General features: G+C 68.7%; 13 protein-coding genes and 2 pseudogenes. 7 read left to right on the plus strand and 8 right to left on the minus strand.

Annotated features, from left to right (window positions below; genetic code table 11):
• Nucleotides 1–26: 26 nt before the first annotated feature.
• The gene (locus WMF19_RS05520; RefSeq protein WP_437898100.1) at nt 27–962 is read left to right on the plus strand and encodes a LysR family transcriptional regulator; all 936 of its coding nucleotides are present in this window, start codon (nt 27–29) and stop codon (nt 960–962) included.
• Between the two features lie 164 nt (nt 963–1,126).
• Here the strand turns inward: WMF19_RS05520 and WMF19_RS05525 are convergent, their stop codons facing one another.
• Nucleotides 1,127–1,609 carry a hypothetical protein gene (locus WMF19_RS05525; RefSeq protein WP_437898101.1) on the minus strand — a complete coding sequence of 161 codons (483 nt, stop codon included), beginning with the start codon at nt 1,607–1,609 and terminating at the stop codon, nt 1,127–1,129.
• A gap of 246 nt (nt 1,610–1,855) precedes the next feature.
• A complete protein-coding gene (locus tag WMF19_RS05530) occupies nt 1,856–2,857 on the minus strand; it encodes a hypothetical protein (RefSeq protein ID WP_437898102.1) in 1,002 nt (333 codons plus the stop codon).
• Nucleotides 2,858–2,904: 47 nt separating this feature from the next.
• Between WMF19_RS05530 and WMF19_RS05535 the strand changes: the two genes are divergently transcribed.
• Nucleotides 2,905–3,480, plus strand: a complete 576-nt coding sequence (locus WMF19_RS05535) for an exonuclease domain-containing protein (protein WP_437327775.1) — start codon at nt 2,905–2,907, stop codon at nt 3,478–3,480.
• A 12-nt stretch (nt 3,481–3,492) separates the two neighbouring features.
• Nucleotides 3,493–3,660 carry a hypothetical protein gene (locus WMF19_RS05540; protein WP_437898103.1) on the plus strand — a complete coding sequence of 56 codons (168 nt, stop codon included), beginning with the start codon at nt 3,493–3,495 and terminating at the stop codon, nt 3,658–3,660.
• 7 nt (nt 3,661–3,667) lie between these two features.
• Here WMF19_RS05540 and WMF19_RS05545 read toward each other — a convergent pair whose 3' ends face one another.
• Nucleotides 3,668–4,363, minus strand: a complete 696-nt coding sequence (locus WMF19_RS05545) for a hypothetical protein (RefSeq protein ID WP_437898104.1) — start codon at nt 4,361–4,363, stop codon at nt 3,668–3,670.
• A gap of 1,083 nt (nt 4,364–5,446) precedes the next feature.
• Here WMF19_RS05545 and WMF19_RS05550 point away from each other — a divergent pair.
• Both WMF19_RS05550 and WMF19_RS05555 read left to right on the plus strand, forming a co-directional pair.
• On the plus strand, nt 5,447–7,708 hold the full coding sequence (locus tag WMF19_RS05550; protein ID WP_437898105.1) for an SdrD B-like domain-containing protein: 2,262 nt from the start codon (nt 5,447–5,449) through the stop codon (nt 7,706–7,708).
• 538 nt (nt 7,709–8,246) lie between these two features.
• Nucleotides 8,247–8,564 carry a hypothetical protein gene (locus WMF19_RS05555; protein WP_437898106.1) on the plus strand — a complete coding sequence of 106 codons (318 nt, stop codon included), beginning with the start codon at nt 8,247–8,249 and terminating at the stop codon, nt 8,562–8,564.
• A 225-nt stretch (nt 8,565–8,789) separates the two neighbouring features.
• Here the strand turns inward: WMF19_RS05555 and WMF19_RS05560 are convergent, their stop codons facing one another.
• Nucleotides 8,790–10,085, minus strand: a complete 1,296-nt coding sequence (locus WMF19_RS05560; RefSeq protein ID WP_437898107.1) for a trypsin-like serine protease — start codon at nt 10,083–10,085, stop codon at nt 8,790–8,792.
• A gap of 627 nt (nt 10,086–10,712) precedes the next feature.
• On the opposite strand from WMF19_RS05560, the gene WMF19_RS05565 reads away from it, so the two are divergent.
• Complete coding sequence (locus tag WMF19_RS05565) at nt 10,713–11,831, plus strand: hypothetical protein (protein ID WP_437898108.1); 1,119 nt, start codon at nt 10,713–10,715, stop codon at nt 11,829–11,831.
• Nucleotides 11,832–11,951: 120 nt separating this feature from the next.
• Here WMF19_RS05565 and WMF19_RS05570 read toward each other — a convergent pair whose 3' ends face one another.
• The 3 genes and pseudogenes from WMF19_RS05570 to WMF19_RS05580 form a co-directional block, all read right to left on the minus strand.
• Nucleotides 11,952–14,948, minus strand: a complete 2,997-nt coding sequence (locus WMF19_RS05570; RefSeq protein WP_437898109.1) for a DNRLRE domain-containing protein — start codon at nt 14,946–14,948, stop codon at nt 11,952–11,954.
• A gap of 1,244 nt (nt 14,949–16,192) precedes the next feature.
• Nucleotides 16,193–19,134 (minus strand): annotated as a pseudogene (locus WMF19_RS05575) (penicillin acylase family protein).
• Nucleotides 19,135–19,274: 140 nt separating this feature from the next.
• Nucleotides 19,275–19,499, minus strand: a pseudogene (locus tag WMF19_RS05580) (MarR family transcriptional regulator); the annotation flags it as partial.
• Nucleotides 19,500–19,594: 95 nt separating this feature from the next.
• Between WMF19_RS05580 and WMF19_RS05585 the strand changes: the two are divergent.
• On the plus strand, nt 19,595–21,070 hold the full coding sequence (locus WMF19_RS05585; RefSeq protein ID WP_437898110.1) for a hypothetical protein: 1,476 nt from the start codon (nt 19,595–19,597) through the stop codon (nt 21,068–21,070).
• A 35-nt stretch (nt 21,071–21,105) separates the two neighbouring features.
• Here WMF19_RS05585 and WMF19_RS05590 read toward each other — a convergent pair whose 3' ends face one another.
• Nucleotides 21,106–22,197 (minus strand): SDR family oxidoreductase, encoded by a 1,092-nt coding sequence (locus WMF19_RS05590; RefSeq protein WP_437898111.1) that lies wholly within the window; start codon nt 22,195–22,197, stop codon nt 21,106–21,108.
• Between the last annotated feature and the right edge of the window lie 39 nt (nt 22,198–22,236).

A 22,236-nucleotide genomic window follows, 5' to 3' on the forward strand; every position in this document is an offset into this window, starting at 1 on the left:
TTCGCATGGCTTCATGAGGGCAGCTCATGTCCCAGATGCTCGAGATCCGCCACCTCCGCCTCGTCCGCGCCATCGCCGAAGAGGGCGGGCCCACGCGCGCCGCGGCGCGCCTTCACCTGACGCAGTCCGCCGTGAGCCATCAGCTCGCCGAGCTCGAAGGCCGCCTCGGGGTCGTCCTGTTCACGCGCGTCCGGCGCCAGCTCAAGCTCACCCCGGCCGGCGCGCGGCTGCTCGACGCCGCGCGCACGATGCTCGTCGATCTGGCGCGTATCGAGCGGGACCTGCAGTACGCCGGATCGCGCAGGCACGAGGTGTTCCGCATCGCCGTCGAGTGCTTCACCACGTACTACTGGCTCCCACCGGTCCTCTCGGCGCTCGCGAAGGACCATCCGCACGTCGACGTGCGCATCGTGATCGAGGCGCGGCGCGAGCCCGTCGCCGCGCTCCTTCGCGGCGAGATCGAGCTCGCCATCGTGAGCTCGCCGGTGCGCGATCGCGCGCTCGTCGTCGAGCCGCTCTTCGACGACGAGTGGACGGTCATCGTCTCACCGTCGCACCCGCTCGCCGCGCGTCCGTACGTCACCGCGATCGAGCTCGGTCACGAGAAGCTCCTCACCCACGACGCCCCGCGGAGCGACGTCGAGCGACTTCGCGAGCTCATCGCCAGCGAGCGCGCGCCGATGCCGCTCGCCGCGCGCATCCCGCTCACCGACGCGCTCGTGGATCTGGTCAAGGCCGGCCTCGGCGTCGGGCTCGTCTCCCGGTGGGCCGTCGCGCCGGACATCGCGCGCGGCGAGGTCGCTGCGCGCCGCCTCACCCGCGACGGCCTCCCGGAGCAGTGGGCGGCCGTCTACAGGCGCGACGCGGCTGCGCGCTTTCCGCTCGCGCGCTTCGTCGAGCTCCTTCGCGCGCCGTCTTCCCTCATCACCCCTTCACGCGCGCGCCGGCGACGGTCCCGCTGACGATGGCCTGTCTTTCCCAAGAGGCGCCAGACCGTCGACGAGGACTGATCCGGCGCGCCCACCGATGTTCAGCGCGCTCGCCCACCCGAGGGCCGCCGCGCTGGGAGAGCACCCGTCCTGCGCCGCAAGGCGCTTGGGGACGCCGCGTAGCCGCGCGGGCTGACTCAACCCTCGCGCGCCACGCGGATCGCCTCCGCGAGGCCGACGGCGGTGAGCTCGGGGTCCTTCAGGAGCGTCGCCGCCCAGGTCGCGAGCTCGCCGGTCGTCCGGAAGACGTTGGGCGCCCGCCCCGTGGTCAGCGCCATCATGATGGAGCGGACCGAGGAGGCGATGAACCCCTCCGACTCGACGAGCGTTGCCGTGCCCCTGAGGTGCCGGGAAGGGGAGCGCACCGCCCGCTGCATCGCGGCCCGGCTCTCCTCGTCCGGCGGTCCGGTGAGATGACGGGGGAGGACGACGACGAAGACCGCGCCGTCCGGCTGGCTCGCCGACCAGCGGGCGAAGTGCTCCCGCGAGCGATCGATCCCGGCTGCGCTGGCCTTGTCCTGCCAGACCAGCAGCATGAGCCGCCGCCACACCGCCACCACGTATCCGTCCGTGCGCTCGAGCAGCTCGGCCGTCATCGGAGGAGGACGGGCCGTTATCATCGTGGAGGATTGTCCTTCCGCCGGGGGGATGGTCGTCAAGCCCATGCCGCTACTCCGACGCTCGCGATCCCGCCACTTCGGTTCGCCGCGTCACACTTTCTCGCGCAGCGATCCGGCTTCTTTTTCCTGCGCGCTCCGGGGGATCGAGGGGAAGCTGCGCGACGACCAGAAGCTGCTCCCCGGGGGCCGCCGATGCCGAGAAGGAATAAGAATAAGGAGAAGGTCGAGCAGGCGTCATGATCCGCCTCACCCCTTGTTTCCCGCTCGCCGCTCGAACCGCAGCCTGAGCACCTCGTCCTCGAGCTCGTTCGCGATCGCCATCGCCCGCCGCCTCGCCTCCGCGCCCTCCTCGCCGGCCACGATTCGCGCCAGCATGTTCAGCGCCATCGCGCGCATCCGCATGTGCCCGCCGTCCCCCGCGTGCCGGCACGCCTCGCGCGCGAGCGCCGCGCCTTCCTCGGGGAAACCCTGCTTCCACCGCGCATACGCCAGCCCGTTCGCCCGCCGCGCCCGCGCGAAGGCCGGACCGTCCTCCGGGACGCGCCGGTAAAGCGCCTCCGCAGCCGCCGGATCCGGCTGCTTGCCGCCCCAGGAACGGTTCCGCTCGAAGGCGCGTTGATCGATCCACCGGGCGAACAGGCAGGCTCGGTCGTGGGCGGGCATCGGCAGCTCGAAGAGCGGCTCGAGCTCGTCGAGCAGGCCGGCCACGCGCGCGACGTCATCACGGCTCGCCAGGAAGGCCTCCGTGAGCAGAGCCTCCACCCGCGCCTCGGGCGGGGCCTTTCCGAGCAGCGGCCGGATGCGGGCGAGGTGCGTCTTTCCGGCCTCGCGGTCGTCGCCGCGCAGCGCGCAGGTGGCGTGGGCGAGGGCGAGGAAGACGTGGGAGGTCGGATCCTCGCTCACCGGCGGCCGATCCCAGAGGCGCAAGAGGTCCTGGGCGAGGGGCAGGGGCAGGTCGGTGAACCGCGAGTGATAGGCGCCCATCCAGCGGGCGCGCTCGGTGAGCGCGTCCGGCAAGCCGAAGGCCGCGAGCGCGCGCGCCCCCCACGTCCCGCCGTCCCGCTGGCCACGCGTCCGCAGCCGGCGCAGGGCGCGCTCGATCGAGGTGACGTCGTCCTCGTAGCCACGCAGGGAGGAGAGCCGCTCGGCGACCGCGGTCAACGAGCCGTGCTGCGCGACGAGCCAGGCGACGTAATCCTCCCAGGAAAAGCCTGCGGGAGCGGCCTGTCCGGTTTCGTGTCCGGGCATTTTCTGAGAGCGGATCGTATCAAGGTTCAGCAGAAAGGAGGACGGACATGGGAAAGGATCCTGCATTTTTCCTGGTGATCGATCTGGAGGCGACATGTGACGAGGAGGGCCGCATCCCCGAGCGCATCATGGAGATCATCGAGATCGGCGCGGTCCTCGTGGACGGCGCGACGCTCGAGCCCGTGAGCGAGCTCGCCACCTTCGTGCGCCCGGTCATCCGGCCGAAGCTCACCGAGTTCTGCACGAAGCTCACCACGATCACGCAAGCAGACGTCGATTCCGCGCCCACGTTCCCCGAAGCCATCGCGGCGCTCGGGCGCTTCGTCGGCCAGCGGGAGGCGCTCTTCTGCTCGTGGGGCGATTACGATCGCAAGCAGTTCGAGATCGACGCGGCCCGCTGGGGCGTGCCCCTGCCGCTGCAGGGGCACATGAACATCAAGAAGCGCTTCTCCGCGGCGCTCGGGGTGACCCAGCGCTACGGCATGGCGAGCGCGCTCGAGCGGCTCGGACTCCCGCTCCACGGGACACACCACCGCGGGATCGACGACGCGCGCAACATCGCACGAATCCTGCCTTACGCGATCGGCCGCGTGCCGATCCCGGCGGCAGGGCCCGCGGGGTGAGCGCCTATCCGGATGCGACTGCGTGAGTTGCTCCACGACGAGGCGGGTGCGGTCGAAGACCTCGAGGAGGGCAGCGCGCTCGACCCGAACGACGAAGTCGCCGTCTCCGGACGCTGTCGTCTCGAGACGACCCTGCGCTCGCCGCGCCCGGAAGAGACGTGCGCGAACGTGAAGCGCTGAAGCGGATCTACGCGGCCTTCGCCGGCGTCGGGTTCAGCTCGAGGAAGCGGCGCTGGTAGGCGTACGAGCGAAAGCGGATTTGCAGCGGCGGCTTGTTGTTGCTCTGGATCTCGACCTTCGCGCCGTCGTCGTGCTCGGCGCAGTGCGGGATACGCAGCGTGTAGGTCGTGCCGCCGCCGGTGCGCACGGCGATGCTGCCGAGCGCGAGCCCGGCCGCGGCGACGGCCGCGTTGGTCCCTGTCTCGCCGTCGTGCGCCTTCGCCTCGACGCCGCGGGTCGCCGGCTTCGCGCACACGCAGCAGCCTTCCGGCCAGCGGATCGTCTCGCTCGTCACCGGCACCGGAAAGCCCGGCTTGGGGTGGACGTAGTCGCCGGCGAGCACGGTGAGGACGCGCTTGTCGACGAGGTACGCGGCCTGGCACTTGTCGCAGAACGCCGGGTCGTCGGTATGGTTGAGCTCGATCTCCACGAGCGTCGCCTGGCAGCGGGGGCACGTCGCGGTGCCGGCGAGATCCTTGGCGGCGAGGAGCGACCCGAGCGCGAACACCGCGAGCCCAAGGCCGCCGACGAGACAGAGCAGCCACAGCGGACCGGAGCGGCCGACCATCGCGTGGAAACAGAGGAACGAGAGGCCGGCGAGCACCGCCGTGATCACGGCGTACTTGATGGTGGAGCCGGTGTTGCGGGTCACGGTGGACGTCATGAGCGCGACCTTAGCGCCGGTCGACCCTCGAGCGCGCGCCGAACGCTGTCGGGGAAAGAGGGTAGAGGGTAGGAGGGTATCGCGTCCAAACGCCTCCCGGCGGTCCAGTACCATCCTGCCCCACGTGCCCGTTGACGTGATGCCCGAACCGCGACGCCGTCGGGTACTTCATCCGGTGGGCCACCTCACCGCCCCTCAGCGTGCGGGCGAGCTCAGCAAAGCCCGCGGGCGCTGGCGGGCGGCCGAGGCACACGGCCCCGGGCGCGACGGGCGCGACGGGCGCGACGGGCGCGACGGGCGCGACGGGCGCGATGGGCGCGTGGGAGACGTGCGAGACGAACGATGTGCGACGAACTGCGCCCGGCACCCAACACCCACCCGCACGCGAGACGCGAGGCCAAGAGCCGCACAAAAAGCTCACGCCGCAAAAAAAGGATCTAGACAGGCGACGCGAAGACTCGTTATCTTGAAAAATGGTCCCGTGCGCATTCTGCATCAAATCTCGTCAGGCACTCCCGCGTACCTGATCCGATCCTGTTCATCCCTCGGCCCCTGCGAAGGGTCGGAGAGGGCCGCTGGGCCCGCTGGGCGTCGTGGCGCGCCACCGCCGAACGCGCGGCGCGAGGCACGCGAGAATCCGCGGACCGCGCGCCGCGCACTGGCCATCGAACTCGACGCGACATCGATGCGACAGACCGCGCTCATCTCTGCGTTCCTCCCCACGGGTCGCGAGAAGACGGGAGAAGACGCGAGAAGACGCGAGGCCACGCGAGACGACGAAAAGCGTCACCGCACGACCCAAAATTGTCACTGCGCGACTCGATGCATTTTTCTTGTCCGTCTTCAAAAAGATCTGGACATCTTCATCTCTGAGTTGCTAACTTAAACACTGTCACCTTGCGCATCCGCTCTCCGATCGAAGCAAAAGCACCCGCGTACTTGATCCGATCCTGATCAGCCCGCGGGGGCCCATTCCGACCGGAGCCCGCGAAACCGACCTCGCCTGACCCGTGTGTCATGGTGCCTGCTATTCGGATGACGCTCCAGCAATGGTTCACCCGTGAGGACCTCAAGGAGCTACCAATGAAGCAGATCGTAATCGCATCTTCCGCCGCGCTCGCCACGCTGTTCATCACCGCCACCAGCCTCGCCAACACCACCGCTCCGTCTCCCACGTGCACCGTGATCAAGCGGGGTGTCCTGGGTGACATCTACAACGCGGAGATATGGAGCCTCGCTCCGAGCTACCACGTCCCGTCCCCCTTCGAGGTCAACACCGGGTACTCCAGCTCGGTCGGAGAGAAGCGCGCCCTGTTCCGCTTCGATCTGAGCCCGATCCCCGCCGGCTCTCTCGTCACGTCGGCCAAGTTTTACGCCCTGACGTACACGAGCACCGCGAAGACCGTGTACGTCCACCAGGTGCTCGCCCCCTGGAGCGAGGAGCTCGTCACGTGGAACAACTTCGGCGGCATGGACCCCGCCGCGTTCACCTCGTTCGTGCCCAACGTCACGGGGTGGACCACCGTCGACCTCACCGGGATGGTGCAGAGCTGGGTGAGCGGGACGGCGCCGAGCTACGGGATCCTCCTCGAGGAGGGCGCCAGCGGAAAGACGTCGTACAAGGGCAGCGCCCACACCGACCTGGGTTACCGGCCTCTCCTCGAGGTCTGTTACACGGTGCCGAAGGGCTCGATCGGCGACAAGGTGTGGTTCGACGCGAACGCGGACGGCATCGAGGACGCCTCCGAGCTCGGCATCTCCGGCGTCGTCGTCGACCTCTTCGGTGACACGAACTGCGACGGTGTCGCCGAGGGCGCCGCGCTCCAGACGACCGTGACCGGCGCAAACGGCATCTACCGGTTCTCCGAGCTCAACGCGGGCTGTTATGTCGTCGACGTCGACGACACGACGCTCCCGCTCGGCCACCTCCTGACGAGCGACGACGAGCCGCTCGGCGTGTCCCTCGGCGTGGGTGAGAACATCACCAACGCCGACTTCGGCTACGTGACCTACTCGTCGATCGGCGACACGGTCTGGCTCGACAGCGACGCCGACGGGCTCTACGAGCCGGAGACCGGCGAGCTCGGCGTCAACGGCGTCCGTGTCGAGCTGTTCCAGGGGACCCAGCTGATCGACTTCACCATCACCGGCACCAGCCCCTACACCGGCCAGCCCGGCTTCTACCTCTTCGACACGCTCCCGGCGGGCACCTACTCGGTGGTCATCACGCCCGACAACTTCATGGCGAGCGGCCCGCTCGCCGGACAGGAGCCGACGGCCGACCCCGACGGCGGGCTCGACAACGTGGGCGTGGTCTCGCTCGGCTGGGCACAAGACCTCCTCGACGCGGACTTCGGCTACCAGCTCTCCTGCGGCAACGGCGTCTGCGGCGGCGACGAGAGCTGTTCCACCTGTGCCGTCGACTGCGGCGTCTGCCCGCCCCAGTGCGGCAACGGCACCTGCGAGGCCGGCGAGGACTGCGGCAGCTGCAGCGCCGACTGCGACGTGTGCCCGCCCGCCTGCGGCGACGGCACCTGCAACGGAAGCGAGAGCTGCGGCACCTGCGCGGCCGACTGCGGCACCTGCCCGCCGGTCTGCGGCAACGGCACCTGCGAGGCCGGCGAGGACTGCGGCACCTGCTCGGACGACTGCGGCGCCTGCCCCGCGGTCTGCGGCAACAACGTCTGCGAGAACGGCGAGGACTGCGCGACCTGCACCGGCGACTGCGGCGCTTGCCCCGCGGTCCCCGGCAACGGCGTCTGCGAGGCCGGTGAGAACTGCTTCGAGGTCCCGAGCGACTGCGGCATCTGCCCGCCGGTCTGCGGCGACAAGGTATGCGCGGTCGGTGAGACCTGCTCGAGCTGCGCGGCCGACTGCGGCGCCTGCCCGCCGGTCTGCGGCGATGGCGTCTGCAAGGCCGGCTCCGAGGACTGCTCGAGCTGCGCGGCCGACTGCGGCGTCTGCCAGAGCGCCTCTCCCGGCACCGGCTCCCCCGGTTACTGGAAGAACCACGAGAGCGCGTGGAAGGTCTCGCAGCTGACCATCGGCGGCAAGACGTACACGAAGTCCCAGCTGCTCGACATCATCAGCCGTCCGACGAAGGGCGACGTCACCTACATCATCGCGAAGCACCTCATCGTCGCCAAGCTCAACGTCGGTATCGGCAACCAGTCGAGCTGCATCGAGGACACCATCGCCGCGGCCGACGCCTGGCTCAAGAAGAACGCGCTCGGCAGCAACGTGAAGGAGGGTGGCAAGAACTCGCCCTGGTCGACCGGCGAGCCGCTCGCCACGAAGCTCGACGACTACAACAACGGCCTGCTCTGCGCGCCGCACCGTGACTGACCGATGATCGGTCGATAACCGGTAATCGGCCAGCAACACGAGAGCCCCCCCGAGGCCAGCGCCCGCCCCGAGCGAACCACCTCAAGCGCGACCTGCGCTGGCCCCTCCCCCCTCTCCAGGCTCGCCTCGATCCCCAGGGCCGTTCTGGCCGTTCGGTGGTCAACCCCCTCTACAGCCAACCGTGCACCGGCGGATCGCCGCCCTGGACGCGCGGCACCCGACGGCTCCCGCTGCGCGTGGAACGACGCCGCGCGCGGCTCCGAAAGTCAATCTCCTCGTAGTTGCCGTCCCACCGTACAGCCACGCTGGACGCTCTGGTTGAGCTGGAGAACCCTACGCGATCCGCATCCCTCCCGGAAAAGTGACGCTGTATCAGCAACTTATCCGTGCATCGGGGGCAACGTCCACTCCACGGCCTGCGGGGCGGGCGCCGCGCTGCAACGGAGAGTCTTCGCCTGCGCCACCGTTCTGTCACGAGCGCGGGTCACGCTGCAGGAACATGCTGATCGATCCACCAGCCACAGTGGGACGACACACCGTGACCCTGTACATCGGGCCCGCGGAGGACGAAGGCCCCGAGGCCAGCGAGTCGTTTGGCGAAGCCATCTGTTTCGACCGCCGGGATCCACGATCCATTCGCCGCGCTCAGCAGATCATCCAGGACCGGCTGGGACTCTCGGCCGCGCCGACGCTGTGCGACGAGCCTCCGCCCGGACTCGGGGCAGCGCTGGGCCGGATCCACGCGGCCCTGGTCAACGTGATCGAGCGCTGGCATCGGCGCAACGCCGGCGAAAATCATCTTGAGCTCGAGCCTCGAAGGACGGGATCCAGCCGCAAGGCATCTCCATCCTGTTAGGGCGTTTCGGCAAACGCGCGCAACCCAGGCGGACAGCTGTCGAATGGACCATGGACAGGTCCTGCGTGAGCGAAAAGCGGCCCCCACCCATCATCTAACGGGAGCGTCGACAGCTCCGCTCCAGGTGGCGACAGTGGCGTATTCATGCCTCGCGCGGCCGGCGCGGGGACGATTCGGGGCTCGGCTCGCGGCGCGAGGAGCGCTGGCCGCTCCGCGCGCTCGCTCCTACAAGCGCTCGATGAGGAAGCTCCGGGTCTTGTCGTCGAAGTTCTGGGGCGCGAGGTTCGCGTCCGTCGTGAAGACGCGCCACTCGCCCGAGTATCGCCAGAGCCCGTTGTAGAGCGTCAGCCTGAAGCCCGAGGGGACGCGGACGGAGCTGGCCCTCTGGTCCCATGGGGTGCTGTAAAAGAGGGAGGAGCCGACGCCGTACACGACCGAGGCGCCCGAGAAGTTGGCGTTCTCGTAGAAGGTGACCACGTCCGGCTGCGGGTCCGAGGCGTTCGCGACGACGATGCTCGAGATGGTGTTGTCGAAGCCCGCGGCCACGAGATTTGTGTCCGAGGTGAAGACGCGCGCCTCGCCCCCGAAGTCGCCGTGCATGAAGGCCGTGACCCGGAGCCCGGCGGGGACCCTGATGGCGCTCGCGCGGTTGTCTCCGATGATCGTCATGTTCGGCAGGTCGTAGCGACCGATCCCGAAGCCCTGCGAGACGCCGGAGAAGTTCGAGAGATCGTGGAGCACCACCTGGCCGCTGGGGTGGACGGTGGGGCCGCCGGCGATCGTGGCGTCGATCCAAGCGCGGTGGCGCGCGACGTCGACGCCGAGCTGCCTCGCGTGCAGGTTCGTGCCGTCCTGCCCGTTCGAGGCCGTGAACACGGCGACCTGACGTCCGTCGACGAACCACGGGCCACCGGAGTCGCCGCTCCAGCCCGCGCCCGTCACGCCCGTCGCAATGAGCTCCTCGGCGGAGTACCAGCCGTCGATGTGGATGGTCGCCTTCTTGAGCGACGGCGCCATCACCAGCGGCGTGCCCTCGCTCCCCCAGCCGTAGGCCGTGGCGTCCCTGCCGGTCGCGACCGACGTCGCCTGGGCCAGCTGGACGAAAGGTCCATCGGCGTTCTCGGTCAGGTGGAGCAGCGCGATGTCGGCGTCGGCCGAGTGCACCTCGACGGCGTCGACCGCGATGCGCCGGCCCTCGCGGTACGTGTTGCTGCCGACGCGCACCGCCGACGTCTCGCCCTCGTCCGCGATGCAGTGCTGCGCGGTGAGCACCCAGCGCGCCGCGACCAGGGTGCCGGTGCACTGGTAGAAGTCGCCGGTGCTCCCGCGCACGTCGAAGACCTGGACGGCCCAGGGGCTCGCCTCGGCGACCTGGCCGCCGATGATCGCGGACGAATGCGACGCGAACGCCTCGAGCGGCTCGTCCGACGCGCCTTCAATCGAGCAGCCCGTGGAGAGGCCGAGCGCGGCGCCCGCGCACACCGCGAGACCAAGCTTATGACCAAGTTCTCTCTTCTTCATTCTGCCTCCACATCATGATTCTGTTCAGACGATCGTTCGCACCGACGGAGTCCGCCTCCGCCAGCAGCCAGCGCTCGTCAGCAATCAACGTGACGGGGCCTGTGATTGCGGCGCGCCAGGCTCGGCGACGGCGTCTCCGAGCAGACCCATGGGGCACCTGGCTGAAACCGGTGAAGGGACGGCCGGAGCGGCAGGCCCGAAGGCGGGCGTACGAAATCCGCCCGCGACGGCTCAAAAATCACGTCCAGAGTATGCTGCGCTACTCCGAGCGGCGCCAGGCGACGATCTGGAACAGCCGCGTTCGATACGTGGAACGAGGCGGCATCCCCCTGTTCGCACCGAATTGCATTTTTATGCTGGGCGCGCCGACTCGGTCAGCGCCGTCCACAGCCGATAGGGATCCCCTTTCACGTCGCCTCAAGGCGCCGGGCGTTGATGAATTCGATCGACGCCGCCCTCGATACGCGGCACGTTCACCGACCGTCGTTTCGGCCCGTCCTCCGGATCCCATGACCCCGAAAACGAGTGGCCCATGAGGCTGAGGACCGGCGTGCAGCAGGCCGTAGACTGCTCGGCTGCAACCCCGAACACGAGCGACGCGACGTCCCCGAAAGCGAAGGAGATCTCATGAAGAGAGCGACCAATCGTCCTGCAGCGGGTCTCGGACCGAGCTTGCCGGGGGTGGTCTTGCTGTGCGCCCTCCTCGCAGGGTGCGGTGACGACGAGATGAAGTCGAGCTCCTCATCCATGTCTTCAGGCGCCGGAGGCAGCGGCGGCGGAGGCACGAGCGGCGGAAGCGGTGGCGGAGCAGGAGGCGGCGACGCGCCAAGCGCCAAGGGCTACCCCGATCGCTTCACCGTCGGCGCACCCGGCGTGGGCACCTACGCCCAATCCAATCCCCAGCTCCCGGTGCCGCCCGGGTACACGGAAGTGTGGCCCAGCGACGACCAGAGCAAAGAGTGGGATCTGTACGATTGCGACGGCACTGTCAATCTGGACCACATGTATTTCCATGCGTTCATTTACATCGGCACCGGCTGCCACGGCACGGTCAACATCACCAACTCGATCATCGCGCCGCCGCCCGGCTCCACGAACCGCAGCATCCTGGTCAACGCCGACGAGTCCGCGCCGCTCACCTTGAACATCAGCGATACAACCATTCGCCCCGAGCCGGTCGGCCTCGGAGGTACGAACGCCGCCCTCACCGAGCATGCCGTGAACGCCTGCGCGACGTGCACCATCCGCTTGACCCGGGTGGACGTGGCCAATACCGGTGGCATGTGCCTTTGCGGCCAAAACACCACCGTCGAGCAGAGCTGGTTGCACGACAACTACATCGCGCACCTGGCGGACCCCTCGCTCGCGCATACGGGCGGTATCTTCCCGTACGGGGGCAGCGGGCCGCTCGAGATCAGCCACAACCGACTCGAGCCCGGCGTCGACGCCGCCACGGGCAACGAAGTGCCGAACTATTGGCAAGCCATCACTGCGGTGCTCTTCACCCAGGGCGTCGATGGCTCGACGCTGCAGAACTACGATGTCCACGACAACTTCGTCTCGCTCGGCGCCTACGACTTCTACCCCGAGAACGGCAAGGACATGATCCTGCGCAACAACGTCTTCGGCCCGAGCCACTGGGGCTACACGACGTCGTGCGCGACGTGTACGTACGCTGATTGGTCCAACAACGTGGTCGGTGACATCGACGGCAACCCCACGAACGAGGTCGTCCCCCGGCCTTGACCTCAGGGCTGCCTCATCGTCGATGTATGGATAATTGATGACGCGCGGGAGTCCGGCGCAGGGCGGGGGAGCCGAAATGCGACTCTCGCACGACTCACCCCTGTGCTCGGCTGCGCGGTGCTACTGGAAGGTCACCGAGAGCGTGGGACGCCTCGCGGCATTGGCCACCTCGCTCGAGCAGATGCGCAGATCCTTGCCGGTCGCGGCGTTGGCGAGCACGAGGCCTTGATTGGCGGCGCTGCTCCGGACCCACCTCTGCACGCTGCCGGGGTCGAGCGCGATCGATCTGCGCTGATAGCCGCTGGCGTCGATGTTCAGGAACTGAAAGGTCGGTCCCTGCACGTCGCCCGAGCCGATGCCCGGCGCGGTCCAGTTGCTGCCCGCGCCCCCGCTGGTGAAGCCCAGCGTCGCGGAGCTGTAGCTCCACGGCGTCTTCATGAAGTTGCCGTTCAGGGCTTGCGGCCCAACCCAGCTCTCGAAGGTCACGTCGAGCGTGGCGGCCGTCACCGTGGCGGTTGTGGGGATCTGCGATACGTCGAAGCGAATGAGCGCCTTGGTGGTGTAGCTGCGCGTGTCGGCGAGGAGCACGTCGTAAATCTTGTAGACCGTACCGACAGGGTTGCTGGACGAGTAATTCAGACTGGAGATGCTCAGATCTTGCACGCCGGTGTAACCATTGACGCCCTGAGTGAAGGTCAACGTCTGCGCTGTACCGCTGGGCGTCGGCTGCGTCGGCTGCGTCGGCTCGGTCGGCGTCGGCGGCGTCGGCTCGGTCGGCGTCGGCTGCGTCGGTGTGGTCGGCGTCGACGTCGGAGGCGTCGAGGAGCCCGCCGTGACAGCGCCTGTGGCACTGACCTTGAAGCTCAAGGTCTTGCTGGCGCCCGACACCTGCAGCGCGCCGCCCGCGCTCACGCGGATGCGCCATTTTCCGCCGGAGGCGACGGCCGTGACCGCATATCCGGAGCTGGAGGGCGCAACGTCGACCAGCACGTGCTCGGCTGCCGTTTGCGAGACCAGGTACTCCGCGCTCGACACGGCGCCGGTCGCGGCCTGATCGGCCGAGAACAGCACGACCTGATTCTGCGGCGCCGAAAGCTCGACGCCCACCACGTTGCCGGCGAGGACGTTGCCGTCCGCGGACGACAGCCGCGTTTGCTCGCCCAGCGTCGCGCCCGCCGAGACGACGGTCAGCCACTGCTGCGCCGCCGCGCGCACCGGAGCGTGCACCTCGAGCCGCGCCGTCGAAGCCGGCAGAGTCGTCGTCGTCGTGCTCGCGCTCTTCGGCAGCAGCGTGCGCACGCTTCCGACCAGCGTCGTACCCACCACGACGTCGAAGCGCTTCTGTGTCGCATCGGCGGTGGTCACCTGACGCGGCGCCACGGGCGTGTGAAAGCTCATCCACTGGTCGGCGCTGGCCTTCGCCACCGTCGTGCGGTCGAACAGCACGAAGCTGCCTGGACGGAAGAACACCACGTCGCGCGTGAACTGCGAGACCGGCTTGACCGTGGGGCCGCCGTACTGGTCTCCGAGGCCCGTGGCGCGCGCGCGCACGAACGCGCCGCGGTCCTCGTACCGCTCTACATGGGCGTTCGAATCGACCGGTGAGAGCGAATTTTGTCCTGGGTTGTACCGGTTCGTGGCGTCGTCGACGAAGAATGTGTTGTGCAGCCGGCGCTGGCTCGTGCCGTAGCTGTCGTCGTTCACCAGGTTCTCGCAGGCGTTGCCGCAGTTTTGGGGCAACCAGCCGGTCGCGTTCATCAGTACCGGCTGATCGCCGACCACCACGCTCAGACCGCCGGCGTTGAACATCTGCTCACCGGAGTAGGCGGCGTTGATGTACGCGCCGCCGGACAGCGCCCCCCACACGGCCGTCTTGTCCCAAGACGAGCGCATGCCGACGTGGCCAGGGCCGGCCGCGAAGTGCGACAAGGCGCTCGACTGGTACCCGCTCCTGGCGGCGCCCGTATCGCCATACAAGAACTTGGACCACGGCGCCGAGTCGTCGCCTGCCGCCGCGATCACGTCGGCGGCGAAGCCGCGCGCGACGGCCGCCGAGGTGTCACCCTGCTGCTCGAGCATGGTCGCCAGACCGAGGAACAGCGCCGCAGAAGGACGCATGTCGATGCCCGCACGAATCGTGCCCTGGTCGTCCATGTGCTTGAGTGAGGGCCACGTGAAGTACCGGGCATAGGTCGCCTCCTCGCGGGCCAGCGGCAGCTCCTTCCACCAGTCGAGGCCGGTCGCCGTCTTGGTCGCCCACAGCGCCTCGACCATGTACAAGACGGCCCTGCTGCCGTAGCCCCAGCCCTCCGGCCAGCCTCCGCCGCCCATCATGCTCGTGAACTTCGGCTTCACGAGCTGTCCCCACATGCGCGTCGCGACGTCGCTCCAGTACACGCTGGCCTTGGGGTTCTCGCCCTCGGTCGCCAGCGCCGCCGCGGTCTTGGCCAGGTAGTAGCCGGCGAAGTAGTTGCCGATCGGGTCGTTCTTGATCAACCCGCTCTCGTCGTACCAATCGATCCACGTGTTCATCGAAGCTACCAGGCGCGTCCTGGTCGCGGCCGGCAGCGCCGGGTAGAGCCAGTCGTAGCCGAACGCCATACCGACCACGTAGTTTCGGATGCCGTAACCCTGGTCCGTCGACGGCTTCTGCCCCCCGGACGCGACCGGGGTGCTCATGGCCTCCAGCAGGCGAACGCCGGCCTCGCCGTAGCGAGCCTGCGCGGCCGTGTCGGTCGTCACGCGATAGCAGATGCCCAGCGCGCGCACGACCGGCGGATACTCGTCACCTTGATAGCCTTGCCCGACGTTCGGGTAGCCCGGGTAGGAACTGCCGCTCGGCGGGTACATCGTGCCGGTCGTGTAATCGTCGCAGCGCTTCTTCAATGCCGTCCAAGCGGCGTCGCCGGCCGCGGCGCGCGCCTTCAGGCGGGCGATGACGGGGTCGGTCAAAATGAGCCGCGCGGCGGGGCGCGCTACCAGCATTTCCTCGCTCGCGCCCACGTCTTCTTCTGCCAGTTCAGCCGGTTCGTCCGAATCGGGGCCGCCCAGGCAGCCGAGCGCGCCGGAGATTCCGGCCAAGAAGGTCAAGGCAAGGAAGTGGCTGATTTTACGCATTGAGTCTCCTTTGACTGAAGGCACACACGTGCCCCGTCGCAGACTTGCTTCGTCTGTGGGGTTACCCGTTCAGCGACTGACTTCGAATCGGGGCCTGGGCGGCCCCTCCGCAGTCACGTCCTTATCGAGCGGCGCTCGACGATCGTCATCGCCACGAGCGCGGCGATGAGCTTCCCGGCGGCAAACGACCGCGACCCGAAGCCTCGAGAAATCGAATGCATGGCTTTTCCTCCCCCGGCGTCGTCGAACCGCTGTGGTGGACAGGACCGTGACGGGCGAAGGCACCAGGGGGCAGAAGAGGAGCCTCCCGCTGCATGCCTTCGCGCCGCGAACCATCGGTGCAGACCATCCAGCACCAGAGGGTGCGGATACCGGCGCTCTCGTACAACGACTTATTCTCGGATCGATACGTCCGGTCAAGACGAAACACTTTCGAAGATCAAACGACCGCCCAATTAGGTCGCATACTTCGGTCGTTCTTCACATCAGGGTTGCAAATTTCGATGCAGAGCTGAAGTGATCAGCCCGCCCGCCGATGTGAAGTAAGGTGTAGAGAAGCGATCGTTCGCTCGCTTGGATGTATGGATGTATACGAAATCGACAGAAATGTTGGTGAGCACCCAGCGTGACTTGGTTATCCATGTCAGCCAACGACCTTTATTGGCATGACCCCGCATTGGCTGGCTCGGCGGCGGCTCCCGCGACGCGATGGAGGTCGCGCGCTTCGTTGGCGGCACCGCTACGCCGCAAGCAAGAAGCAGCTCGCAGTCCTGATCGAGCGCTGCGCCGAGGGGTAGCTACCCGGGTCGCGGCTGGCCAGGGCCGCTGGAGCGCCGCTCGCCGTGACCTTCTTCGGCCGGCTGCTCGGCCTGGTGCCAGCACCGGAGGGGAGAGAGAGGTCGCGGCCGGCGTTCACTCCATGAAGCGCACCGATGCCCAACGGCGCCGGTCTCCGCCGGGCGGTCTCTGCCGGCGCAAGGGCATGGCTTCGGCATTCCAGCGACGCGCTCCTGACCTCGCGACAGCCTTCCGAGGAGCGAGCGCCTATCGGCTACAGGCTGCGTCGTGTGACGTCCTGCGCCGGAGGGACGCTCAGCCCTTCCCGCTCGTCGTCCCAGGCAACCGCGCTGATCTTCCAGCCGGCGGGCGTCTTGACCAGCTGGATGGACTTCGTGCCCCTCGCCTCGAAGCGCTGCCCCGAGAGCAGCCCGGACTTCCGGGGTGGGCCTCGGAGGACGCGCCGGCTACGGCGCCTCGACCACCGTGCGCGACTCCTTCGCCTGGATCACGTCGGGGAGCAGGAACGGCACGAGGTGCGTCTGGTTCTTTCGCCAGAGCTCCGCCTGATCGCGGAAATGTGGGCTCTCGGCGTCCCAGACATTGCCTCCGGGAATGGCGTTCCACGCCTTCGGCCCCGCCGGGTCGAGCTCCACGACGAGCCGTTGCGACGGGCCGCGTCGAGGGTGACCGTGTGAAAGGCGCCCCAGCGGGGCGCCGCAGCCCCGGAGCCGCCCTGTCGATCGAGCCAGGCGAGGGCGTCGAGCAGGGCGCGCAGCACGCGCTCGTCCCTGGACTCGACCGCTGGCGTGCCCATGTCGTCCCACAGCGCGCTGTCCTGCACGGCCGCATCGAAGGTGGCGAGCTGCTCCCGATCGGCGGAGAACAGATGGAGGAGCGCCTTCGCCGACAGCTCCCGGGAGAACGACGAGAAGCCCATCTGGCCGAGCTCGTCGCCCAGCACCCGGCGCGCCACCCGGACGAGCCAGAGGTTGAAGACCAAGGCCGCCTCCGAGGCGCGGGCGTCGAGCGCGCCGGGGCCATCGCCCTCGTCCGCGAGCGGCATGGCGGTGTCGAGATCGATGCCGGCGGCCGCCTTGTAGTCCGCCTCCTTGCCCCAGCCGTCGAGGAGCGCCCGCAGGGCGGCGAGGCGCTGCGGGCCGTATGCGGCGTCCGCGACGATCGCGCTCAGATCGGGGTGAGTACCGGGCGTCGAGCGCTCCTCCTCGGCGCGGTCCATGGCGCGGAGGAGGTGAGGCACGAGCCTCGCGCCGAGCGCCGACTTGATGTCGCCCTGGATCGCCGCGCAATCCTCCGGCGACAGAGGTCCCTCGTGGGCATCGATCCGCTCCTGGATGCGGCCCTCGCGAAACCCGATGTCGAAGCTGCAAGCCAGGTACATGGGGGTGCCGTCGGGGAGCGCGCCGTTCGATGGATCGTTGTCCAGGGAGTCCCCGATGGGGTCGTTGTTCGCCGTGGCGACGTATCCCGCCGGCGGGTTCTTCGCCCGGGGGATGAGGTGCTCGGGGAGCGTCCCGGTCCACTCCGCGGTCCCGTCGCCGGGGAGCACCATGCAGGGGAGGACGCCCGTAGAGGTGGCCGCGTCCCAGGCGAACGCCTCAGGAGACCGCGTCGGGATCGCCGCGTGCGTCGTCCAGAGGATGTCGCCCGCTGTGTCGCCCATCACCCAGTTCTGTGCGCCGACGCTGAATTTCGAGAGCGATTCCTGCGCATCATCGACCGAGCGAGCGCGCAGCAGGCCGAAGATGGCCTCCAGCTCCTTCGTCGGCTCCAGCCCCGTCCAGCGGACACTGAGCGCCCCCACGGCCGGGTCCGGATCCACCACCGCGTGGTCGACGATGGTCGGCAGGAGCGGGCCGTGATGGGGCACGATCGGGACACGGTAGGTATAGGGCTCCCTGCCAGCGATCGCGATGACCTCCTCGACCGTCTGGAGGGGCACTGGATTGCCCTTGAAGAGCACGGCCTTGCCGTCGGGCGTGAGCTTCTCGGCATAGACATCGGTGACATCGTACATCGCGACCGTCGCTCCCCACCCGACGTGCTCGTTGTGGCCCAGGATGATCCCCGGAATCCCGGGGAAGGCGACGCCCCCGACGTGAACATCGCGGCTCGCGTCCTTGCCCTCGGGCGCGGTGACATGGATCGAGACGGCATACCAGACGGCCGGCGCGCTCAGCGACAGGTGGGGATCGCTGGCCACGAGCGCGTGCCCCGTCGCGCTCCGGCTCGCGTGGATGGCCCAGTTGTTCGAGCCGAAGCCCTCCGGGGCGACCTTGCTCCTGGCGCGCTGGACCGCGCTCAGATAGCCGGTCAGCGACGAAATGAGCTTCGCGCGGCCCGGCGCGGCGCGGCCCGGTCGTCGCGCGCGAGACGCTCTCTTCGCCGCCTTGTCCCCCGCCTTCTGCGCCTTCTCCCGCGCCGGGGAGGCGGGGTAGCCGCTGCTGGTCACCGCGGGCTCGGAGGGGGCGAACCTCAGGAAGTCCCGCTCGAAGCCGGCGCGCTTCTGCGCGAGCGGATCTGCGCTGCTCGACGCGAACGTCGTCCGGGCGGCGTCGAAGAGCTGTTGCATGGTGATGTCCAGCTCGGCGTCGAACGACAGGAGGTAGCTCTGGAAGCGGCTGATCACGAGCGAGTCGACGCCGCTCCAGTCGGTGAACGCCTTGGCGGGTATCCCCGCCGCGCCTTCGGGGAGGCGGATGTCCCCGGAGCGGATCTTCCTGAACACCTGGGTCACCCCGTCCGCGTACGCGTCGAGCATCTGGCGGAGCTCCCCCTCGGGGAGCGCGTCGTACTGGGCCCTGGCGATCCGACCGAGCCCGACATGGCGGAGAGCGATGTCCTGATCGACGGTGGTGGGATCGAGGTCGCCGAAGAGCTCTGCGAGCCTCCCCTCGGCGGTGCGCCGCAAGATCTCGAGCTGAAGCGCGCGGTCGCGCGCCGTCAGATACCCTTCGACGCGCATCGCGTCCACGAGGGTTTCGGCATAGATATGGGGCCTGCCGTCCCTGTCCTGGACGACATCGACCGCAGAGAGCAGGCCGTCGATGGTGAGCCGCCCGTCGACGGGCAGATCCGGCCGATCGCCGAGTGGACCGAACGTCGCGGAGGAGGGCGGGCTGCCGTCGGGCGCGCCCGCGTCGGGCTCGCTGGGCGGGCCCGCTTCGGGCGCGCTGCTGCCGGGACCAGGGTCGTCCGAGCACCCGAGCATGCCCGTGAGCCCGGCGACCAAGGCGAGGACGCAGTGTGCCGAAGAGAATGACAGTCGCATGAACGCTCCTTGGTAGGATGGAAGCGAGCCACCCCGGCGGTGTCGTCGCGCGACGCGGTGGCCGGAACAGCACGTCGTCAAGCGAGGTAGGGTTCGGAGCTCCTTTCGCGGCAGCATGGGCCAGGGCACGACCGGCAAGAGGGAGCGTGCCTTGGCGCGGTGTCTGGGCCAGCATGACACGCAGACGCCACCGCGGCCCGCGCCGGACCGCCGCCGCGCCGAGCTGTCTGAATCTTACCTTGGTCCCCCGGGTCGCCGAGGAGGCCAGCCGGCCCGAAGCGCTCGATCCCCACCAGCAGCGGAAAGAGGGCTCGATCCAGGGAGATGCCCGCCTCCGCGAGCAGCGCCTGATCGCGCTGCGGCTGATTCACGAGCGCGATCAGGTCGACCATGGCTCCGTGGAGCTCGCGGAGCGTCTCTTTTGTGATCCGTGTATTTTGCACAAATTTCCTTGACGCTTCGGAGGGGGCGGTTATATGCATGGTACACATATCTGAAACGCCGTCGAACAAAACGTGGCTCCTTGCCAAGCGCCCGGACCCTCCGCTCGTGATGGATCCGGCTGCCCGGAGGTCTCATGCCTGCTTCAATACGCTCGCGTTCCTTCGTCCGAGCCTCGCTGTCCGCCCTCGCCCTCGCCCTGCCAGGCGTCGCCTCGTTCACCGGCTGCTCCGGGGGCGACGAGCCCACGGAGCCCCAGGTTACCGGGAGTAGCCCCACCTTCCACAAAGACGTCGAGCCCATCCTGCAGAAGAGCTGCATGGGCTGCCACTCCGCGGGCAATATCGCGCCCTTCAGCCTTACCGCGTACGACGACGCCAAGGCTGTCGCGGCGCTCATGGTCCAGACGACCAAGGCGGGCACGATGCCGCCCTTCGCCGTGCGTGACACGGACGAGTGCTCGACCCGTCACGCGTGGAAGGGCGACATCCGCCTCTCCGACGAGGAGATCAGAACGCTGGAGGCCTGGAGCGAGGCCGGCACCCCCAAGGGTGATCCGAAGGACGCGCCCGCCCCGTTCGCGCCGAAGAGCCCCGGCCTGCCGGGCATGACCCTCGAGGTTCATCCGAACGAGCCCTACGTCACCTCCGGTGAGCAGGACGAGTTCCGCTGCTTCATCATCGATCCCGGGCTCACCGAGGACCAGTACCTCAATGGTTTACAGATGGTGCCCGGCAACCACAAGGTCGTTCACCATGGGATAATCTCCATCGATCCGGAGGGGAAGTCCGCGAGCCTGGCGGGCCCCGACGGAAGCTTTCCGTGTGGCGCCGGCGAGGTCCCGAATGGCGTGGAGATTGGATCGCTCCAGATGCTCACAGCCTGGGCTCCCGGCGCCGACCCGGTCGATCTGCCCGAGGGGGTGGGTCAGCTGATCCCGAAGGGGTCGCTCATCATGATGCAGATCCACTACCACCCCGCCGGCACGACGGCCGACCCGGACCTGACGCGCATCCAGCTCAGGCTCACCAAAGAGAAGCCGAAGTACGGCTTCCTGTACCACCTGATCGGCAACTTCGATGATCCGGTCGGCCAGCTTGGCTTCGGGCTGCTGCCGGGTCCGGACGACAAGAACGGCGTCGAGTTCCTGATCCCCGCGGACAGCAAGAGCCACGTCGAGACGGAGCAGCTCACGATCCCGGCCCCGGACTCGCCCGCAGCGCAAGAGATGCCGTTCCCGCCGGGCACGCGCATCTATGGCGACTTTCTGCACATGCACTACCTGGGCTTCGACGAGAAGGTGACGGTCACGCGGGCGAACGGCTCACCCGATCAACCCAAGGAGGAGTGCCTGGCGCACGCGCCGAAGTGGGAGTTCTCCTGGCAGCGCTCGTATTCCTACGACGCGCCCATCGAGATGCTCCCGACGCTCGAGCCGGGCGATGTGCTCCAGATCCGGTGCACGTACAATAACTCGACGGAGAACCCGTACGTGGTCAAGGCGCTCAAGGAGGCGAATATGATCTCGACGATCGACGTGGCCTACGGCGAGGGGAGTACGTTCGACGAGATGTGCGTCGCCGGGCTCTCGCTCGTGTACCCGATGCCCTGAGTCGTCGCTGACCATGGGGCGGCCCCGATCGCGGATCAGGCGACGGAGGACGCCGGCCGGCGGCCGGGCGCATTCCCGGGTGTGGCGCCGAAGCGCGTCGCCACGAGGTAGTCGCACCAGCGCTCCACGCTGGTGTGGATCGGCGGCATCGCCAGACCGACCGCGCGGGCGTGGGCGTCGGCCGCGCTCGTGTCATACGCATCCTCGGCGAGGAACGACAGGCTCTCTCGCGTCACCCCGGTGAGCGCCTCCGGCAACAGGCGCACCAGGCCGAGGGGCAGCACCCACGCCGGGGGGCTGCGCCTCAGGTGGGCGGCGATGCCGCGGACCAGCGCGGGCAGCCGCGGAGTCGCCTGGTCGAGGACGCAGAGGTCCTGTTCCGCGGTCTCCGGGCGCTCGGGCACGCTCGCCAGGAAGCGCGCCAGGTAGTCGACCGTCACCAGCGGCAGGAAGGTGCGCTCGCTGCCGACCAGGGCCGGCAGGCGGCCCCGCCAGAGCTGCTCGACCATCTCGCCGACGCCTGTGAGCTGCGTGGTCTCGCCGGTGCGTGAGTCGCCGATGACGCTGCTCGGATGCACGGCCGTCCAGCGCAGCCCGCGCTCGGCCGCGAAGCGGCGCACGGCGAGGAACGACTCGTGCTTCGACCCCTCGTACGCGCCGTGCTGGCGATAGAGCCGGTCCCGCGCTCGCTGCGTCAGCACGCTCTCCGCGCCCGGCCGGGCGCTCGCGTGCATCATGCGGTAGCCGCCGAGATAGACGAAGCGCCGCAGGTGGGGCCGCCCGAGCGCCCACTCGGCCGCGTGCAGCGAGCCCTCGACATTGCAGCGCCGCGCCTCCTGCACGCCGAGCCCGAAGGCGAAGCGCGCCGCCAGGTGATAGACGTCGCGCACCTGCTCGAAGCGCTCCGACAGACCGAGCGACGCCGCCTCGACGTCGCCCTCGACCACCAGGAGCCGCCGCGAATCGCCGCCGTGCGCGTCGACGAACGCGGAAAGCTCGGCGGCCCGCTGCCGCGCCCGGCGCACCGGCGCTGCCACGGACTTCGTCCGGGTCAGCTCGGCCAGCAGCCAGCGCCCGATGAACCCCGTATCCCCCGTCACCATGACCTCGGCGTCGCATGCTCTCATAGGCCGCCCAGCATGCGTCGCTGGACCCATGAGGAAAAT

The sequence above is a fragment of the Sorangium sp. So ce124 genome (assembly GCF_051525235.1).
GTDB lineage: Bacteria > Myxococcota_A > Polyangia > Polyangiales > Polyangiaceae > Sorangium > Sorangium atrum.

Excerpts from the sequence above, each read along its gene's own strand:
- WMF19_RS05560 (WP_437898107.1), bottom strand. The coding sequence starts at position 10,085 with ATGAAGAAGAGAGAACTTGGTCATAAGCTTGGTCTCGCGGTGTGCGCG.
- WMF19_RS05520 (WP_437898100.1), top strand. The coding sequence starts at position 27 with ATGTCCCAGATGCTCGAGATCCGCCACCTCCGCCTCGTCCGCGCCATC.
- WMF19_RS05565 (WP_437898108.1), top strand. The coding sequence starts at position 10,713 with ATGAAGAGAGCGACCAATCGTCCTGCAGCGGGTCTCGGACCGAGCTTG.
- WMF19_RS05590 (WP_437898111.1), bottom strand. The coding sequence starts at position 22,197 with ATGAGAGCATGCGACGCCGAGGTCATGGTGACGGGGGATACGGGGTTC.
- WMF19_RS05540 (WP_437898103.1), top strand. The coding sequence starts at position 3,493 with ATGCGACTGCGTGAGTTGCTCCACGACGAGGCGGGTGCGGTCGAAGAC.
- WMF19_RS05545 (WP_437898104.1), bottom strand. The coding sequence starts at position 4,363 with ATGACGTCCACCGTGACCCGCAACACCGGCTCCACCATCAAGTACGCC.
- WMF19_RS05585 (WP_437898110.1), top strand. The coding sequence starts at position 19,595 with ATGCCTGCTTCAATACGCTCGCGTTCCTTCGTCCGAGCCTCGCTGTCC.
- WMF19_RS05530 (WP_437898102.1), bottom strand. The coding sequence starts at position 2,857 with ATGCCCGGACACGAAACCGGACAGGCCGCTCCCGCAGGCTTTTCCTGG.
- WMF19_RS05535 (WP_437327775.1), top strand. The coding sequence starts at position 2,905 with ATGGGAAAGGATCCTGCATTTTTCCTGGTGATCGATCTGGAGGCGACA.
- WMF19_RS05550 (WP_437898105.1), top strand. The coding sequence starts at position 5,447 with ATGAAGCAGATCGTAATCGCATCTTCCGCCGCGCTCGCCACGCTGTTC.
- WMF19_RS05525 (WP_437898101.1), bottom strand. The coding sequence starts at position 1,609 with ATGATAACGGCCCGTCCTCCTCCGATGACGGCCGAGCTGCTCGAGCGC.
- WMF19_RS05570 (WP_437898109.1), bottom strand. The coding sequence starts at position 14,948 with ATGCGTAAAATCAGCCACTTCCTTGCCTTGACCTTCTTGGCCGGAATC.